The organism is Rhodococcus sp. 5G237 (assembly GCF_053764735.1).
The window spans coordinates 582,381-596,212 of the sequence record NZ_JBSNCD010000004.1 but is presented as its reverse complement, the minus strand read 5'-3'; the positions used below and the strand labels follow the sequence as shown (position 1 = coordinate 596,212).

The 13,832-nt window shown below is 68.2% G+C and carries 15 protein-coding genes; 10 read left to right on the top strand and 5 right to left on the bottom strand.

Features of this window, described 5'->3' with window-relative positions:
* Positions 1–30: 30 nt before the first annotated feature.
* The 4 genes from ACWPOC_RS12230 (at position 31) to ACWPOC_RS12215 (ending at position 3,718) form a co-directional block, all read left to right on the top strand.
* On the top strand, positions 31–657 hold the full coding sequence (locus ACWPOC_RS12230; RefSeq protein WP_455408711.1) for a TetR/AcrR family transcriptional regulator: 627 nt from the start codon (positions 31–33) through the stop codon (positions 655–657).
* 93 nt (positions 658–750) lie between these two features.
* Positions 751–1,962 carry an acyl-CoA dehydrogenase family protein gene (locus tag ACWPOC_RS12225; RefSeq protein WP_120280651.1) on the top strand — a complete coding sequence of 404 codons (1,212 nt, stop codon included), beginning with the start codon at positions 751–753 and terminating at the stop codon, positions 1,960–1,962.
* Entirely contained in the window at positions 1,959–2,987 is a 1,029-nt protein-coding gene (locus ACWPOC_RS12220) for a phosphotransferase family protein (RefSeq protein ID WP_455408710.1), read from the top strand. The genes ACWPOC_RS12225 and ACWPOC_RS12220 overlap by 4 nt, the downstream gene beginning before the upstream one ends.
* Complete coding sequence (locus ACWPOC_RS12215; protein WP_120280649.1) at positions 2,984–3,718, top strand: SDR family NAD(P)-dependent oxidoreductase; 735 nt, start codon at positions 2,984–2,986, stop codon at positions 3,716–3,718. The genes ACWPOC_RS12220 and ACWPOC_RS12215 overlap by 4 nt, the downstream gene beginning before the upstream one ends.
* 4 nt (positions 3,719–3,722) lie before the next feature.
* Here the strand turns inward: ACWPOC_RS12215 and ACWPOC_RS12210 are convergent, their stop codons facing one another.
* The gene (locus ACWPOC_RS12210) at positions 3,723–5,102 is read right to left on the bottom strand and encodes a cytochrome P450 (RefSeq protein WP_455408709.1); all 1,380 of its coding nucleotides are present in this window, start codon (positions 5,100–5,102) and stop codon (positions 3,723–3,725) included.
* Between the two features lie 95 nt (positions 5,103–5,197).
* Here ACWPOC_RS12210 and ACWPOC_RS12205 point away from each other — a divergent pair, with 95 nt between their 5' ends.
* Positions 5,198–5,818 (top strand): TetR/AcrR family transcriptional regulator, encoded by a 621-nt coding sequence (locus ACWPOC_RS12205; RefSeq protein WP_455408708.1) that lies wholly within the window; start codon positions 5,198–5,200, stop codon positions 5,816–5,818.
* An 89-nt stretch (positions 5,819–5,907) separates the two neighbouring features.
* Here ACWPOC_RS12205 and ACWPOC_RS12200 read toward each other — a convergent pair whose 3' ends face one another.
* Positions 5,908–6,630 (bottom strand): ribulose 1,5-bisphosphate carboxylase large subunit, encoded by a 723-nt coding sequence (locus ACWPOC_RS12200; RefSeq protein WP_120280646.1) that lies wholly within the window; start codon positions 6,628–6,630, stop codon positions 5,908–5,910.
* A 108-nt stretch (positions 6,631–6,738) separates the two neighbouring features.
* Here ACWPOC_RS12200 and ACWPOC_RS12195 point away from each other — a divergent pair, with 108 nt between their 5' ends.
* The 4 genes from ACWPOC_RS12195 to ACWPOC_RS12180 are packed head-to-tail and all read left to right on the top strand — an operon-like array spanning position 6,739 to position 9,248.
* Positions 6,739–7,269, top strand: a complete 531-nt coding sequence (locus ACWPOC_RS12195; RefSeq protein ID WP_349535982.1) for a methylated-DNA--[protein]-cysteine S-methyltransferase — start codon at positions 6,739–6,741, stop codon at positions 7,267–7,269.
* Positions 7,256–7,771 carry an RNA polymerase sigma factor gene (locus ACWPOC_RS12190; protein WP_174246974.1) on the top strand — a complete coding sequence of 172 codons (516 nt, stop codon included), beginning with the start codon at positions 7,256–7,258 and terminating at the stop codon, positions 7,769–7,771. The genes ACWPOC_RS12195 and ACWPOC_RS12190 overlap by 14 nt, the downstream gene beginning before the upstream one ends.
* Positions 7,759–8,355, top strand: coding sequence for a methylated-DNA--[protein]-cysteine S-methyltransferase (locus ACWPOC_RS12185; protein WP_120280643.1), 597 nt, complete (start codon positions 7,759–7,761; stop codon positions 8,353–8,355). The genes ACWPOC_RS12190 and ACWPOC_RS12185 overlap by 13 nt, the downstream gene beginning before the upstream one ends.
* On the top strand, positions 8,352–9,248 hold the full coding sequence (locus ACWPOC_RS12180; protein ID WP_455408707.1) for a DNA-3-methyladenine glycosylase family protein: 897 nt from the start codon (positions 8,352–8,354) through the stop codon (positions 9,246–9,248). The genes ACWPOC_RS12185 and ACWPOC_RS12180 overlap by 4 nt, the downstream gene beginning before the upstream one ends.
* On the opposite strand, the gene ACWPOC_RS12175 is transcribed toward ACWPOC_RS12180, so the two are convergent.
* The 3 genes from ACWPOC_RS12175 to ACWPOC_RS12165 form a co-directional block, all read right to left on the bottom strand.
* The gene (locus ACWPOC_RS12175; RefSeq protein WP_183070772.1) at positions 9,221–10,786 is read right to left on the bottom strand and encodes a bifunctional 3'-5' exonuclease/DNA polymerase; all 1,566 of its coding nucleotides are present in this window, start codon (positions 10,784–10,786) and stop codon (positions 9,221–9,223) included. The genes ACWPOC_RS12180 and ACWPOC_RS12175 overlap by 28 nt on opposite strands.
* A gap of 132 nt (positions 10,787–10,918) precedes the next feature.
* Positions 10,919–12,424 carry a DUF3533 domain-containing protein gene (locus tag ACWPOC_RS12170; RefSeq protein ID WP_120280640.1) on the bottom strand — a complete coding sequence of 502 codons (1,506 nt, stop codon included), beginning with the start codon at positions 12,422–12,424 and terminating at the stop codon, positions 10,919–10,921.
* Between the two features lie 107 nt (positions 12,425–12,531).
* Positions 12,532–13,194 carry an IclR family transcriptional regulator gene (locus ACWPOC_RS12165; RefSeq protein WP_183070593.1) on the bottom strand — a complete coding sequence of 221 codons (663 nt, stop codon included), beginning with the start codon at positions 13,192–13,194 and terminating at the stop codon, positions 12,532–12,534.
* A gap of 179 nt (positions 13,195–13,373) precedes the next feature.
* Here ACWPOC_RS12165 and ACWPOC_RS12160 point away from each other — a divergent pair, with 179 nt between their 5' ends.
* Positions 13,374–13,802 carry a nuclear transport factor 2 family protein gene (locus ACWPOC_RS12160; protein ID WP_120280639.1) on the top strand — a complete coding sequence of 143 codons (429 nt, stop codon included), beginning with the start codon at positions 13,374–13,376 and terminating at the stop codon, positions 13,800–13,802.
* Positions 13,803–13,832 lie beyond the last annotated feature (30 nt).

The window sequence follows — 13,832 nt, the reverse complement described above, 5'->3', positions numbered from 1 at the left end:
TCGCCGGAACCGTCCCTTACGGTGTTGAGCATGGACACGCGTGAGGATTCGGTTTCCGGCGACGTCGGCTCTTGGCGGGACTACGGCCCGACCGACCTGCCCAAGCCGCTCGCCGCTGCGCTCGAGGCGTTCGCCGAACGCGGCTACGACGGCACGTCCATCCGCGAGGTCGCGTCGCGATCCGGTCTGTCGGTGCCCGGGCTGTACCACCACTACCCGTCGAAGCAGGCGCTGCTGGTCTCGCTCACGACCACCGTGTTGCACGACCTGCTCGCCCGCAGCCGGCAGGCGATCGCCGAAGCCGGACCCACCCCCTCCGAGAAGTTCGACGCCGTCGTCGAGTCGCTGCTGCGCTTCCACATGTTCCGCCGCGACCAGGCATTCGTGGCGTCGACCGAGATGCGCAGCATGGAACCCGAGGCCCGCCGCGCGTTCGTCGCCCTGCGCGACGAGCAGCAGCGCATGATCGACGACATCGTCGAGGCCGGTGTCGCCGACGGAACCTTCTCTACGCCCTTCCCGAAGGACGCCAGCCGCGCCGTGACGACGATGTGCGTCGCGGTGGCGAGTTGGTACCGGCCGGACGGCTCGCTGTCGCCCGACGAGATCGTGCACCGCTACCTGCAGGTCGCGCGGAACGCGGTCGGAGCGAAGTAGCCGAGCACCCCTTCCGGGCTTGACCCGATGGCGGGGATATGCCACCGTGAACTCGACCGAGCGATCGATCGGTCGGTACGGAAGGAGCTCAGCATGGCGGTCGACCTGTCCTACTCGGACCACGTCCGGGACCTCATCGCGCGGACCGAGCAGTTCATCCGCGACGAGGTGCTTCCCGTCGAGGACGCCCACGGTGGCGACATCACCGCGGCCGGTGGCGACGCGATCCGGGCGGATCTGCAGAAGGCCGCCAAGGCTGCCGGAGTCTTCGCTCCGCACGCGCCCGTCGAATACGGCGGCCACGGCTTGAACATGTCCGACCGCGCCCCGGTCTTCGAGGCCGCGGGCTACTCGCTCTTCGGCCCCACCGCGCTCAACATCGCCGCCCCCGACGAGGGCAACGTGCACATGCTCGCGCACATCGCCAGTGACGAGCAGAAGCAGCAGTTCCTCGCGCCCCTCGCCGCCGGCGACGTGCGCTCGGCCTTCGCGATGACCGAGCCCGCCCCCGGTGCCGGCGCCGATCCCAACGCTCTGAACACGCGCGCCGAGAAGGTCTCCGGTGGCTGGAAGATCAACGGCCGCAAGCACTTCATCACCGGTGCCGACGGTGCCGGATTCTTCATCATCATGGCCCGTACCTCGGGCGAGCCCGGCCAGCGCGGCGGCGCCACGATGTTCCTCGCCCCCGCCGACACCGCGGGCCTGAAGGTCGGCCGCCACATCAACACCCTCGACCGCTCCATGATCGGCGGTCACTGCGAGGTCGACTTCGAGGACCTGTTCGTCCCCGACTCCGCCGTGCTCGGCGAGGTCGACCAGGGCTTCGCCTACGCGCAGGTGCGCCTCGGCCCCGCCCGCATGACGCACGTGATGCGCTGGCTCGGCGCCGCCCGCCGCGGTCACGACACCGCCGTCCGCTACGTCGCGGAGCGTGAAGGCTTCGGCTCCCGCCTCGGCGATCTCGGCATGATCCAGAAGATGATCGCCGACAACGAGATCGACATCGCCGCGACCCGCGCGCTGCTCGTGCAGGCGTGCTGGGAACTCGACCAGGGTTCGCACGCCTCGAACGCCACGTCGATCGCCAAGACCTTCGCCGCCGAAGCGATCTTCCGCATCGTCGACCGCTCCGCTCAGATGTGCGGCGGTCTCGGTGTCTCCGAAGACCTTCCGATCGCACGCCTCACCCGCGAGGTCCGGCCGTTCCGCGTGTACGACGGCCCGTCCGAGGTGCACCGCTGGGCCATCGCCAAGCGTGCCGTCGGTGCCGTCCGCAAGGCAGCCCGCGAGGCCGCGAAATGACCGCCGTGCACGAGGGACTCGACCTCGCCGTTCTCGAGCGTTTCCTCGCCGACTCCGGTGTGACCGTCCACGGTGAACTCCGGGCGGAGCTCATCTCCGGTGGCAAGTCCAACCTCACCTACGGGTTGCGCGACGAGAAGTCCCACTGGGTGCTGCGTCGCCCCCCGACCACGGGCCTCACCCCGTCGGCGCACGACGTCGCCCGCGAATTCCGCATCACCTCGGCGCTGAAGGGCACCGGTGTGCCGGTCGCGCCCACCGTCGTCCAGTGCGAGGACGATTCGGTGATGGGTGCGCCGTTCACCGTCGTCGAGTTCGTCGACGGACGTGTGGTGCGCAGCAAGGCCGACCTCGACGCGCTCGGCGACGACGAGATCGACCGCTGCGTCGGTGAACTCGTGCGCATCATCGCCGAACTGCACAATGTCGACTTCGAGGCCGTCGGTCTCGGGGGGTTGGGCCGGCCGGACGGCTATGTGACCCGGCAGGTGAAGCTGTGGGCGAGCCAGTGGGGACGGGTCAAGACCCGCGAACTACCGGATCTCGAACGACTGCACGCCGCGCTCGCCGAGTCGATTCCGGAGTCGCCCGCTCCGTCGATCGTCCACGGCGACTACCGCATCGACAACACCATCCTGGACCCGAGCGACCCGGCACGCGTCGTCGCCGTGGTGGACTGGGAACTGTCAACCCTCGGCGACCCGCTCACCGATCTCGCCATGATGTGCGTGTACCGGCATCCGGCGCTCGACGACATCCTGGGCTTCCCGGCGGCATGGTCGAGCGACCGCCTCCCGGCGGCGGACGATCTGGTGCAGCGCTACGCCACGGCGTCGGGTCGCGACATCGCCAACTGGAACTTCTACATGGGTCTGGCCTACCTCAAGCTCGCCGTCATCGCCGAGGGCATCAACCATCGGTGGCGTGCCGGGGCGACCGTCGGCGACGGTTTCGACCGCGCCGGTGAAGCCGTGCCGGGCCTGGTGGCAGCAGGACTCGCAGCACTGAAGGGAGCCCACGCGTGACCAGCGCGCTCGTGACCGGAGCCTCGAGGGGAATCGGCCTCGGTATCGCAACCCGTCTCGCCGAACGCGGCTACGCACTGACGATCAGCGCCCGCGGAGCGGAACGTCTCGAGAGCGTCGCCGAGCGTCTGCGAGAAGCGGGTGCCAAGGAGGTACGTGCTGTCGCAGCCGATCTCGCCGATCCGGAGGCCACCGCCCGCGTCGTGGAGACGCATCGCGAGGCGTTCGGTTCGATGAAGGCCCTGATCCTCAATGCCGGTGTCGGCACGGCAGGCCCGATCGCCGAGTTCCCGGCCCGGCGGTTCGACAAGACGGTCGCCGTGAACCTCAACGCTCCGTTCGCGCTCATCCAGGCGTCGCTACCGTTGCTGCGCGCCGAGGCGGAGAACGATCCGGCCCGCGGATCGAAGATCGTTGCGCTCTCGTCGATCACGGGTGTCTACGCCGAGGCCGGTCTCGCCGCCTACGGTGCGACGAAGGCCGCGTTGATCTCGCTGGTGGAGACGCTCAACGCCGAGGAGTCCGGCAACGGCATCTCGGCATCGGCGCTCGCACCCGCCTATGTCGACACCGACATGTCCGACTGGATCAAGGACAAGATCCCGGCCGAGTCCATGATCGAGGTGAACGACGTCGTCGAGATCGTCGACGCGCTGCTCAAGCTGTCGTCGCGGGCCGTGGTGCCCAAGCTCGTGCTCAGCCGCGCGGGCGCAGGTCTCTACACCGCCTGACGCTCTACACGGCCTGACGCTCGGAGTCGGTCGACCGCAATCGCAGGTCGACCGGCTGCCCGTCGGACGGGAACGGCAACGACGTGAAGTCGAGCGGGGCGACGTAGCCGGGGTCGACGTGCCACTCGAAGCGCAGAAGCAGCTGGTGGACGATCGCTTTGACCTCGACCCCGGCGAAGTGCATGCCGAGGCATTTGTGCACGCCCCCGCCGAACGGCTCCCACGCGTAGCGGTGCACCTTGTCCTCGCGTCGATGCTCCGCGAAGCGTTCGGGATCGAAACGTTCGGGTTCCGGCCAGTATTCCGGCATATGGTGCGTGAAGTGCGGGGCCACGGAGGCATACGTGCCGGCCGGCACGAAGTGTCCCCGGACCTCGGTGTCGCGGACGGCCCGTCGCGCCAGGACCGGGACCGGGGAGACCAGCCGGAGGCATTCCTTCATCACCAGATCGAGGCTGCCGAGCGCGTCGAGATCTGCGTGGCTCGGCGCGGCGGTGCCCAGCGCGAGCGACTCGGCCCGGCATCGGTCCTGCCACTGCGGGTGTTGCCCGAGATACTGCATCATCGTGGAGATCGTGATGGTCGACGTGTCGTGCGCGGCCATCAGCAGGAAGATCATGTGATCGACGATCTCGTCGTCGCTGAACCGTTGTCCCGCTTCGGATTCGATGTGGCACAACACGGAGAAGAGGTCATCCGTCTCGCGCGAGCGTCGTGCCGGTAGATAGTGCCGGAAGAAGTCCTCGAGAACCCGGCGTCCGTCGAGTCCGCGCTTCCATCTGGTGCCGGGGACGGGATACCGGACGATCGAGGTCGCCGCCTGCACGCAGTCGATGAACGCCTTCTTCACCGCTTCGATCTCGGCCGGTGTGGAGTCCTCGGCGCCGCCCATGAAGATGTCGGTGGCGAGATCGAGGGTGAGTGTCTTCAGTGCCGTGTAGGCGCGGAATCCGTCGGTGGGAACCCACTTGTCGAGTTTCTCGGCGATCGACGGATTCATGGCGTCGACGGTCTTCTCGAGGCGTGATCGGGTGAACGCCTGCTGCATGATGCGGCGGTGCCGGAGATGTTCCTCCGAGTCGAGGAGCATGAGGCCGCCGTGGAAGAACGGCCCGATCAGGGCCGACCAGCCGTCGCCGTTGGCGAAGGCCCGGTCCTTGTTCTGCAGCACCTCCTGGCAGGCGTCGGGTCCGAGGACCGAGATCCAGCGTCGACCGGCCGCCGAGAAGCAGGAGACTTCGCCGTAGCGGTCCCAGTGCTTCTGCATCATCGCGAGGGGATCGCGGATGTATTCGAGGACGTGCCCGATGCCGGGTATTCCCGATCGTCCCGGGACGGGGCGCAGATGGGAGTGGGCGGGGGGAGCCGCCAGGATCCGGGTCACGACGAACCTCCAGTTCTGCGGACATCTGACAGGAGTCACTGTCAGATTGGGGTGTAGTCTGCGTCACATCGATCCGGTCTGTCAAGATCGGTCCCATGACTTCCCCCGCGCCCCGCCGCTACGCCGGTCTGAGCGGCGAACAGCGTGTCGCGCTGCGGCGCGAAGCCCTGCTCGAAGCAGGTCTGGAACTGTTCGCGGCCTCGGGGAAGAGCGGCGCCACCATGACCGCCATCTGCGCACACGCCAAGCTGACGGAGCGGTACTTCTACGAGAGTTTCACCAGCAGGGACGATCTGCTGCAGCAGGTCCTCGACAAGATCGCCGACGAGGTGCGCGAGGCCGTACTCGATACTCTCCGGACCGGCACCGGGACGCTGGAACAACTCGTGCGGAACGCCATCGCGTCGTTCGTCGCGATTCTCACCGACGACCCGCGCAAGGGCCGGGTCTCGCTCATCGAGTCCGCCGGCTTCGAACCCTTGCGCACCCACAGGCGAGCGTCGCTACGGAGTTTCGCCCAGATGGTCGCCGACGAAGCGACCCGCATGTACAGCGACCGGGCGTGGCCGCCCGAGCGGGGCGAGATCAACGGACTGTTGTTCGTCGGGGGTCTGGCCGAACTGGTCACCGCGTGGTTGAACGACGAGATCGCCATCTCGCCCGACGAGATCGTCGATGCGGCGACGCATCAGTTCCTCTCGACGGCCCACCGGTAGGGCCTGCCGCGGTGCGGTCGGTCGTCGCGACCGCGGTGCGGTCAGTCGTCGCGACCGCGGTGCGGTCAGTCGTCCCGACCGCAGTGCGGTCAGTCATCACCGTTGATCTCTTTCTCCTCCCCGCGTCGGCGCAGGAAGTTGAAGCCGGGCACACCGACGATCGCCTGTCGGACGTCCTTCGCGACGAGGAGCAGTTCGTGGATCTCGGGGGAGACGGTGTCGAGCGTCGCCATGATGGGCAGCACGGCGTCGACCCGCTCGGTGATCTCGGGGAGTCGGTCGATGAGCCTGATCGCGGCGCGCAGTTCCTCGGGTGAGAACTCCTCGACGAACTGGGTGGCCAGGGGAGCGGCTCGTTCGGCGAGGGGCTTGTAGGTCTCGAGCAGTTCCCCGGCGGCGTCGGAGCTGCGGCCTGCGGATTCGACGACGATCCGCGCGTCTGCCGCGACCACCGTCGCATCGCGCACGACCCCGCCCGTCGAGTCGATGATCTCCGTGGCGCGCGTGACCGCATCGGCGGCTTCCTCCACCACACCGATGGTCGAGGCGATCACCTGGGTCGCTTGCGCGACGGCCACCGACGCTCCCTCGACGATGTCGGTGGCGTCGGTGACCACACTGTCGATGCGGCGGATCAGCGATTCGACCGAGCCGATGAGCGATTCGGCCTCGCCGAGCAGTCCTTCCACCCGCGCCGGGAGCGACAGCGCGAACTCGGCGGTCTCGCGGGTGCGTCCGAGCACGGTCCGGGTGACGTCGACGATGGAACCGGCGACCGAGAGTCCGAGCGCGGGCACAGGCAGCGAGATCATGTCGTCATAGTGCAGTACGTCCGATCGTCGTGATCACGGACCTCACATTTTCGGCGTCCCGTTCGTCTACCCGGTACAGAGCACACACCGGATGGAAGGATCGAGGCCGTGACCGCATTGCGCACCCACACCGTCATCGACACACCGATCGGCGAGCTGACGTTGGTGAACACCGACGGCGTCCTGAGCGGCGTGTACATGGCCGAGCATCACCCCACGCCCGACCGCGCCGGTTTCGGCGAGCAGGTCACCGAGGGGTTCGACGAAGTGATCACCCAGTTCGGCGAATACTTCGCGGGTCGCCGCACCCGGTTCACCGTCCCCATCGCTCCCGTCGGAACCCCGTTCCAACGCGAGGTGTGGCAGGCGCTGACGACGATCGAGTACGGCACCACGCGCACCTACTCGGAGATCGCACTCGCTCTCGGCCGGCCCACCGCGGTACGGGCGGTCGCTGCGGCCAATGCCCGTAACCCGCTCTGCATCATCGTCCCGTGCCATCGCGTCATCGGTAGCAGCGGCAAGCTCACCGGTTACGCCGGTGGTCTCGAGCGCAAACGCTTCCTGCTCGACCAGGAGGCGCGGGTGCTGAGTTCCGCCGAGCCCGGTGTCGCCGGCGATACCCATGTCCCTGCCTGATCACCTACCGCGGGCGAGCCTGCCTCCTTTCGACGAGGTGGTCACCCGTCACGGCGCGACGGTCCTCCGGGTCTGTCGCGCACTGCTCGGAGCCGTCGACGCCGACGACGCCTGGTCCGAGACCTTCCTCGCGGCGTTGCGCGCCTACCCTGAACTGCCACCGGGCAGCAACATCGAAGCGTGGCTCGTCACCATCGCGCACCGCAAGGCCGTCGACATCCACCGCGTGCGCGGGCGGACGCCGGTGCCCACCGAGAACCTTCCCGAACCCGCGTCGGCCACGGGAAACCCCGGTGAGGGCGACGACGAACTGTGGAGCGCGGTCGCCGAACTTCCCTTCACGCAGCGTGCGGCGCTGGTCTACCACTACGTCGGAGGCCTGCCCTACGCGGAGATCGGCACGATCCTCGGCAACAGCCCGGCCGCGGCACGTCGCGCGGCGGCCGACGGTCGGGCGGCGTTGCGTCGTCGGATCGAACACGGAACAGGATGTCGCTCATGAACTTTCCACAACCCTCGGTCGGATCGGCCGATCTCGCGTGGTTGCGGGAGAAGCTCGTACTCGACGCCGAGGCGGCCGGGTTGCTCGATGTCGCGTTCCGCGTCGTCGACACTCCCGTCGGTCCGCTCCTGCTGGCCACCACCACCGTCGGGCTCGTGCGGGTCGCCTACGTCGCCGGCGGATCCGACGCCGTGCTCGACGAACTCTCCCGCCGGATCAGCCCGCGCGTTCTCGACGCGCCGGGTCGGCTCGACCCGGTGGTCCGGCAGCTCGACGAGTACTTCGCCGGTACGAGGACACATTTCGACGTTCCGCTCGATCTGCGTCTCGCCGACGGATTCCGTCGTGAGGTGATCACGCGACTGCCCGAGATCGAATACGGGCGCACGGCGAGCTACGCGGAGATCGCCGCCGCGGCCGGGAGCCCGCGGGCGGTACGGGCGGTCGGAACGGCGTGCGCGAAGAACCCGCTGCCCGTGGTGGTGCCGTGCCATCGGGTGGTACGCAGCGACGGCAGCATGGGGCAGTACGTCGGGGGAGTCGAGGCGAAGAGGGCACTGCTGCAACTCGAGTCGGTCGCGTGATCACCACCTTCAGGTTCCCGGTGGCCGAACCCGTTGCGGTGGGTCCGATGCTCGCGTCGCTGCGAAGCCACACCGTCCCCGGCTACGAACACCACGACAAGGCCACCGGCACCCACCGCCGCGCGATCCGCCCGAACGGCGGAGCCGCGCACGTCGCCGTCCGCTTCGACGACCCGGCGACACCCGACGACGGGAAACGCGCGGATGTGCGGCATCTCGAGGTTCACGTCGAGACCGCAGGTCGTGCGGATGTCGAGGAGGTCGGCGAGACGATCCGCCAGTGGCTCGATCTCGGCGTCGACCCGTCCGTCGTCGATGCGGCATTCGAGTCCGATCCCGTGCTCGGACCTCTCGTGCAGACCCATCCCGGTCTGCGCGTGGTCGGTACCACCGACTGGTTCGCCACCGCCGTGTCCACGGTGCTCGGGCAGCAGGTGAGTGTCGCTGCGGCATGCACATTCTCAGGACGTCTCGTTGCGGCCTTCGGCGACGACGCACCCGGTGGGCTGCGGTGCTTCCCTGGGCCGCACCGACTCGCGACGGTCGAGCAGAGCGACCTGCGTGCCGTCATCGGCACGACGCAGTCACGTGCCCGCACCGTCTCCGAACTGGCCCGGGCCGCGGCCGACGGGGTGGTGCCGGAGCAACCCTCGTTCGCGGCAGATCTTCTCGCGCTCCCCGGGATCGGTCCGTGGACCGTCGACTATCTCGCTCTACGACTCGGCGACCGCGATGCGTATCCGTCCGGCGACCTCGTTCTCCGACGAGCCCTGCAGGTGGAGAGCGCACGCGAAGCCGCCGAGCGCGCCGAACGATGGCGGCCGTGGCGGGCGTACGCCGTCATGCATCTGTGGACACACGCCACCTACTCACCGCCCGCATCCTCGGCGTAGACGTTGCGAACGGCGGTGTCCATCGGGAAACGAACCTGCGTGTCGCCGAACATCAGGCGCGTCGCCACCTCGACGGAGGCGGTGATGTGCGACGACGCGAGTTCCGGATTGCCGGTGTGCACCACCACCTCGTCGTGCTGGAAGAACACGAGATCGCCGGCCGTCGGGTCGGGATCGGTGGTCAGCCGCCGTCGCAGTTCCGCAAGCACGCACAGCGCCCACTCGGCCGCGGTTGCCTGCACGACGAAGTTCCGCGTGAACCGCCCGCGTGCATGCGCATCACCGTGCGAATGGAATCCCTCCGGAGCGGGTGGGCACGCACGGCCCAACCACGAATGCACCACCTCGCCACGTTCACCCGCACGGGCGGCACGTTCGACGAAGTCGACGGCGGTCGGGAAGCTGCGACGCAGCACCGTCAACAGGGCGCGCGCGTCGCCCGATGTAGCCCCGTAGAGCACGCCGAGCACCGCGACCTTCGCCTTCGCGCGGTCGCCGCCGAAGGACGCCGCAGCGACCGGGGCGTAGAGATCGTCCGAACCGGCAGCCGCGACCATGCGCCGATCGCCCGACATCGCCGCCAGGATGCGCGGTTCGAGCTGACCCGCGTCGGCGACGACGAACGACCGGCCCGGATCGGCGATCACGCTCGATCGCAGCGCTTTGGGGATCTGCAGGGCGCCACCGCCGCGACTCGCCCACCGGCCCGACACGACGGCGCCGGGAACGTAGACCGGGCGGAACCGGTCATCACGGACCCAGGTGTCGAGCCAGTGCCAACCGTTCGTGCTGTACAACTTCGACAGCTCACGGTGCCGCAACAACAATGGCACCGCGGGATGGTCGATCCGCTGCAGCACGTGCTTGCGGGTCGACTCGACGGTGATGCCCTCGCGGCGGAACGCCTCGAGCACCTCGCTGTGCGAGGCGGGATTCACGGTGCGGCCGAAGGCGGCGCTGACCTCCTCGACCACCTCGGCGATGCGGCTCGGCAGGTCGTAGCCGGTCGGGCGCGGCCCGAGGGTGTCCTCGAGGAGGCGACGATGCGCCTGCGCCGAGAACGGCAACCCGTCGAAACCCATCTCGGCCGCTGCGAGCGTGCCGGCCGATTCAGCGGCGGTGAGCAGCTCGAGGCGGGCGTCGCCGGAGATGCGGCGCCGCTGCTCGGCGAACTGCTCGACCACCGCCTCGACGTCGATCTCGGGTGTCGCATCGAAGAGACCGGGCCGCTCGTCGACCGGCTCCTCTGCAGTGGGCGGGGTCAAGCCCTCGCGCACGGCGAGGATGGCACCGGTGGTGGCGAGGTCGTGGCATCGCTGCACTCGGACCCCGGCGCGGAGCAACTCGGGATAGACCGTTGCCGTCGAGGTCCACACCCAACGCGGTCGCGATTCGGCTTCGATCGTTGCGACTGCATCCGGGAATTCGGGGTACTCCCGTACCGGACCCAGCGGCGCACCGGATGCGTCGACCTCGACGATGCTTGCACCGCGACGGCCCCGGCCGTCCGCAGGATGAGGAACGACGACCGTGCGCACCCATACAGTGTGCTCCATCACGGCGGCAGACTCCGACGCGCGGTAACCCCTCGATTCACCCTTGAAATCACCCGTATCGAGAGCGACCCGCGCGAGGACCGCCACTACCGTGGTGAGGGAGGGACTCCGCCGCTACCCCCGACGCGCGGCGGGGTCCCCCATTTCGTTCGCGGGCCAGTCGCTTTCGCCCGAATGCTCGGAGCTGCCGGAGGATCCGTCCGTATCCTCACGATCGTCCTCACCGGCGTCCACGCTGTCGTCCGAGCGAACCGTGTCGGCCGCGACCGTCGAACCCCGATCGTGCTGTCGCGACGGTCGCCACGGCAGACGCACGGGTGCGTCCGCGGCCCGATGGAAACCGACGCGGTCGTAGATCCACGTCACCAGGGCGCCGACGACGAGACCGAACACGAGTCCGACGATCGTCATCGTCACGCCGTGACCGAGCCCGGCGTCGGGTCGTCCGTCGAAGTAGAGGATGGACCGCACCGCGAGGTAGATCTGGTGCATGGGCTCGAAGGTCGACAACCATTCGAACATCCGCGGGGTGGCCTCGATCGGGATGGTGCCGCCGGACGACGGCAGGCCGAGCACGATGAACACGATCAGGTTCACCAGTAGACCCGCTGCACCGAAGATCGACATCACCGCGAGGGACGTGATGCCCACCGCGGAGATCGCGAGTGCCCCGTACTCCCAGAGCAGCAACGCGCGCGGTGCCGGCATGCCGAGTGCGGTGGAAATCCACAGGTACAACGCCGAGACGATCAACGACATGACCACCGTGATGCCCCACTTGAGTGCCAGCACCTGCATGCGTGACATCCGGGTGGTCTCCCTCGCGATATAGAGGGGGCCGTATTCGGTGGGCACGAAACCGAGGGCACTGTCGACGACCGCGTTGATGATCGTGGCGCCTGTGAAGCCGGCCAGGATCAGCAGCAGGGTGTAGAAGAAGGCGGACAGACCCGCGCCCGTCCCGTCGGGCAGCGGCTTGTGCTCGACGGTGAGTGCATCGATCGGTTGGGCCAGGACGAGGCTGGAGGCGCCGGACAGTTGCAGGTCGGGTGCCGACTCGGCGAGCGTCGCGGTGACGGTTTCGGTGAGCTGCTGACCGACCGTGTCGTTCACCTGGGTCAGCGCGCGGTCGCCGATCGTCGTGACGATGCCCGTCGCGAACGCGCCCGTCCGGGGGTTCGTGTACAGGGTGATGATCGGTTTCTCGATGTCGCCGGGAACCACCGAGGCCTGCGCGAGGATCGAGATGCGTTTGGTGAAGTCGCTGGGGATGACGATCGCGCCGTACAGGCTGCCGTCGTCGAGTCCCTGGTTGGCGGCCGAGATCCCCATCCGTTGCAGATCGATCTCCTCGGGATCGATGCCGTCGAGGATGCCCTCGGTGATCTGGTCGCCGAAGTTCTGTCGCTCGTCCGATCCGGGCAGCACATCGCCGACGTCCTGATTGACGATGGCCATCGGGAACTGTCTCAGGTTCTCGCTCGGATCGAGGAGTGCGCCGAGATAGAAGTACGCCAGGGCACTCATCACCGCCGCGACGACAGCGAAGGGCGCGAGCCAGAAGCGGGGGCTGCGCAGGGTGCCGTGGTGCGGATCGGTAGTCGACCGGTTTGAACTCACCTGTCGATTGTGCACACAGGTGTGTGCTGTCGGAGGGCTCGAGTGCTCGAGTACACGCGGAGCGGGCCGGCGTGATCCGGCACTCCGAGGTCGTCACCCGCCATCGATCACCGGAGCAAGTCGCCGAGAGCCTCCGCCGCAGAGACCACGGCCGCCGCGAGTCGGGCTTCATCGGCGGCATCGAAGACCGAGACGCCTATCGCCGCCTGGGTACCCCCGGGACGGGTCGGCACCGCTGCCGAGATTCCGATGGTGGTGGATACGACCTCGCCGGCGGAGACCGCATAGCCCGTCTGCCGCGCCCGGGTCACTTCCGGGCGTTCGTCGGGGCGTGGCGGCATGGATCCGAGGATCGCCAGACCGGCCGAGCCTCGATCCAGCGGATGGACCTGGCCCGGACGGAAGGCGATGTGGACATCGGAGCGCCGGGGTTCGATCACCATGATCGCGCGCACCATGGTGTCGGACTCGCGGACGACGAGGTGGGCGGTGGCCTCGACGCTGTCGGCGAGGTCCTCGAGGATCGGGCGGGCCAGAGTTCGTAGATCCTGCTCGACGGATTCGGCCAGTGTCACCAGGCCGGTGCCCAGCGAGATGCGCTTGTGGTCGTCGCGGCGGCACAGTCGGTGCGCCTCGAGTGTCCGGACGAGTCGGTGGGCGACCGTGCGGTGTACGTCGAGGCTCTCGGCGATCTCGCTGACCGACAGGCCGTGAGGGTTCCGCGCGAGCAGTTCCAGGATCTCCAGACCGTTGTGGAGCGTCTTGGACATGCCGGCATCCGGCTCGATCCGCGGCAGATCCAGATCCCCCGTTTGTGCAGGTACATCCCGCATTTGTGTCATGACCCCCATTACCTCCCTTGACGTCTGTGAACTGTAACACCTAGCATTTCCGTTAATCGCACACTGAGTGCGATTATCGCACACACGACGGATGGTTTTCGTACGACATGACACGGACCGACTACGTGGACGCGGCGGTTCTCGCTCACATCCACCAGCTCTACGGGCGGCAGAGCCACCTCATCGACGAGGGCTCTGCGCGCGAGTGGGCCGAGACGTTCACCGCCGACGGCGAGTTCTGCTCGCCGAGCTACCCCGCCCCCGTGGCAGGAACCGACGACCTTGCGGCCTTCGCCGAGCGTTTCCACGCCGGCGCGCAGGCTGCAGGAGAAGTGCACCGGCACGTCGTCACGAATCTGGCCACCTACCGCGTCGACGACGACACCCTCCGTGTGCGGGCCTATCTGCAGATCGTGGCCACCGTTCGTGGCGGCGAATCCAAGCTCGTCCGGTTCACCACCCTCGACGACCGCGTCGTGCGCACCGGCGGCGAATGGCGTATAGCCCGCCGCGTCGTCTCCCGCGACGACAGCTGACCGTCGCATCTCTTTCCTATTCGTTCCACA